The organism is Streptomyces aureocirculatus, assembly GCF_000720475.1.
GTDB lineage: Bacteria > Actinomycetota > Actinomycetes > Streptomycetales > Streptomycetaceae > Streptomyces > Streptomyces aureocirculatus.
Window position 1 is genome coordinate 1 of record NZ_JOAP01000118.1, and the last position, 3,351, is coordinate 3,351.

Below are 3,351 nucleotides of genomic sequence, written 5' to 3' on the forward strand. Positions count from 1 at the left end.
ACAGCGGTCGCCCATCGCCTTCGAGAACGCCTTCCACCTCGCACCAACTACGCTGACGCCAGCCGCGTAACCCGTGTTCAGGATCCGGGGTCAAGGCCCAGCGCCGGAACAGGTATTCCGGCATGGAGCCGCTGGTGAGCATGCCCGCGGTGGCACGGAAGAGCCGGAGCTGGTCCTCGATGCCTGTCAGGTGGTCGAGGAAGGCGGCGATCCCGAGCGGGGTGGTGTAGTCGAAGGGGTCCAGGTCGACCAGGTCGAAGCGGCGGTCGGTCTGCGTGTCCGCGGCCTCGTTGTGGCTCTTGCCGCGTCGGATGTCGGGCAGGACGTACTGATTGGTGCGGGCATCGACGTAGGCGCCGCGCAGGAGACCGGACTTCGGGATGTCGACGCCGATCAGTACGAGGGTGACGTTGAGGTCCATCAGTTCGCGGATCAGGTCCAGAGTGTCCTGGTCGTCCTGCCGGTGAAGTCGGAGCCGGGTCACATCGTCGATCAGCCGGGCGGTGGTGTTGTGGTCCCGGATTGAGTCCCTGACGGCGCGTGCCAGGTCGTCCAGCGTGCCGGGGTGGGGGTTGCCGTAGACGTCCAGGATGTTCTTGCACAAGGCTTTCGGTGTCGCCCGAACCGGTAGGCGGCAGTAGGCGACGGGAACGAACAGGTCACGGGTCCCCGGCATGCTTCCCGGTGTCGGCGTACGGGCTTCTCTGGCCCTGGCAAGATTTTCGTGAAGCGGTGGCACACCCCCGCTTCACGAAAATCTTGCCAGGGCCACGTTCAGATGTACGCCGACACGGCGGGAACCGCCACGACGTCACCCAGCTCCTGCCACTGCTGGACGCAGTCCCAGCGATTCGGGGCCTGCGAGGACGCCCCCGCCGCAAGCCGCGACACCTATATGCCGATCGGGGCTACGACTTCGACAAGTACCGGCGCCTGGTGTGGAAGCGCGGCATCAAGCCGATGATCGCCCGACGCGGGGTCGCACACGGCTCAGGGCTCGGCAAAGTCCGTTGGGTGGTGGAACGAGCCTTCGCCTGGCTGCACCAGTTCAAACGGCTCCGAATCCGCTACGAGATACGCGCCGACCTCCATCAGGGCCTGCTCGAACTGGCTCGCAGTCTCATATGCTTTCGCCGTCTCCGAACTTCATTCTGAAAGATCAGTGACAGGTGACATGCCGGAGGCGGTGGCAGGGCGGCAAAGTCAGTTCCTGCCCTTGGGCGGCTGAACTCCGGGAAGGTCGAAGGTGATGCTCCCCAAACCGTCCCAGTCTGGCGCCTCCGTGAGCGTGAGAGTTCCGTCCTCTGACTCGAAGACTCTCACCAAGATCCCGCCGTTGGCCTCGCCGGGAAACACTATGGAGAAGTGGGGGTCCATCCCCATAAGGAAGTCCCATCCCTCGCGCTGAGTCGTGTCGAGGGCCTTGGCATGCCGACCGGTTGCCCGCCACGTGCCGACCGCGTCGACAGTGACGGTGATGTCGATGTCGTACTTCTCAAGGCACGTCGCGTGATTGGCCCACCATTCGAGGCGGGCCTGACCCGCGAATCGATCCATGAGCACACTATGCACGGCGCCCAGGCCGGACGGGCGAGTCTGTGCGGCTGCCGGCCGCGGTGGGGCAGGCCGTGAGCCAGAGCCGCGGGGGGCAGGCCGGGCACGCCCTCGCCTCAACCGGCGGCACCGCATGTGCCCTCGCTGCCTCCGGATCTCATTTTGAAACCATCAGTACCGGTAGTTCGTTAAATCCGGTGGTCGTGTGGGTTGACGGCGGTGGAGGTTGACCGTAGGCCGGTAGCAGGAGTCAACTGCTCTGCTGGGGGCCCAAGATGACTGCTCGCCGTCCGTGTCCGCCCGCGCCGGGGCCGTTGGAGGCGTACGCGGCCCGGTTCGATGACCTCTTCTTCAGCCTGGCTCAGCGGCGGGGTTTTCGTGAGTATCTGACGGGGCTGCTGGCGCCGCGGGAGCGGAACAAGACGATCACCTGCCTGGCAGGGGCTGAGCCGGTGGCGGGTGCCGGGATGCCGGGGGTGCAGCGGCTGCAGTTCTTCTTGTCCGAGTCCCCCTGGGAGGCCGAGCAGATCAACGACCGGCGGCTTGCACTGCTGCGCGAGCAGGCGGCGACGGCTCCGCACGAGGGCGGGGTCATCGTGATCGACGACTCCGGGGACCGCAAGGACGGCACGGCCACCGCCAATGTGGGCCGGCAGTGGCTGGGCCGGCTGGGCAAGACGGACAACGGCATCGTCACGGTGACCACGGTGTGGACCGACGGCCGCGTGTACTACCCGCTGCACGCACAGCCGTACACGCCCGCACATCACTTCACTCGCGGCCGGTCCGACCCGGCCTTCCGCACCAAACCGCAGATCTCCGCCGCTCTGACGGTCCGGGGCAAGGAGGCGGGTTTCGCCTGCCGGGCGGTGGTCGCCGACTGCGCCTACTCCGTCAGCGACGACTGGTATCGCGCACTGCGCGAGGCTGGCCTGCCTTACCTCGTGGCGCCCAAGCCGCACCGTGGCACCTGGGCCCGGGCCGGCCAACCGCACACCCCCGTCGACGCTGCCCGCGCCCTGGCCTGGAAGAATGCCGACCATCCCGGCGACTGGACACCGGTGGAGCGCCGTTTCCGTGACGGACACACCCAGACCTGGTGGGCCGCCGATGCCCGACTGGGCGGTTATGGCCCCCACTCACCCTGCCGACTGGTCGTGGCCACCACCGATCCAGCCACCCTGCCGGAGAAGGCCACCTGGTACCTGGCCACCAACCTGCCCCACCCTGATACACTCCACGCCGCCACCAGTCTGCACCCGCCGGCCGACCTCACCGAGATCGTCCGCCTCTACGGCCTGCGCCCCTGGATCGAGCAGAGCTACAAACAGATCAAAGGCGAACTCGGCTGGGCCGACTTCCAAGTCCGCTCCGACCGTGCCATCCGCCGCCACCAGACCCTGGTCAACTGCGCCTTCTCCTTCTGCTGGGACCAATGGTTCGCCCCGCCCGGCCCGGTGGATGCCACCGCGCCGGACCCGTGCCCCACCGAGGGGCCAGAGAGGGGGACCAACCGAGCCCCACCGGCCCCAACCGCCTTGTTCGTTAAATCCGGCGGTAGAGGTCAATGCCGTGTCCGTTGGTGACTGCGTCGATCAGGGGCTGGAGCTCGGAGGTCCGTCCAGGCTCGCCACCACCGGTTGAGGGTGATGGCAGGGGTGAGCCAGGAACGGATCGCCCGTAAGGCCCTGGGCCAGCGCAGAGGCGCGTCGTGTTCGGGCAGTCGAGTTGTTCGAGGACGGTGTTCCGAATGCGGAGATCGCGAGGGCGGTGGGGGTGTGTGCCGAGAGTGTGCGG

1 protein-coding gene and 3 pseudogenes are annotated in these 3,351 nt (G+C 67.3%); 2 read left to right on the forward strand and 2 right to left on the reverse strand.

The features are described from left to right. Window positions 1-604 (reverse strand): annotated as a pseudogene (locus tag IG78_RS0140850) (hypothetical protein); the annotation flags it as partial. Between the two features lie 188 nt (window positions 605-792). On the opposite strand from IG78_RS0140850, the pseudogene IG78_RS47335 reads away from it, so the two are divergent. Further along, a pseudogene (locus IG78_RS47335) lies at window positions 793-1,155 on the forward strand (transposase); the annotation flags it as partial. Window positions 1,156-1,203: 48 nt separating this feature from the next. Here the strand turns inward: IG78_RS47335 and IG78_RS0140860 are convergent. Continuing rightward, complete coding sequence (locus IG78_RS0140860; protein WP_030574790.1) at window positions 1,204-1,557, reverse strand: hypothetical protein; 354 nt, start codon at window positions 1,555-1,557, stop codon at window positions 1,204-1,206. A gap of 272 nt (window positions 1,558-1,829) precedes the next feature. On the opposite strand from IG78_RS0140860, the pseudogene IG78_RS0140865 reads away from it, so the two are divergent. Then, window positions 1,830-3,104: pseudogene (locus tag IG78_RS0140865) on the forward strand (IS701 family transposase); the annotation flags it as partial. Window positions 3,105-3,351 lie beyond the last annotated feature (247 nt).

Coding starts and splice junctions, on each gene's coding strand:
- IG78_RS0140860 (WP_030574790.1), bottom strand. CDS start 1,557: ATGGATCGATTCGCGGGTCAGGCCCGCCTCGAATGGTGGGCCAATCAC.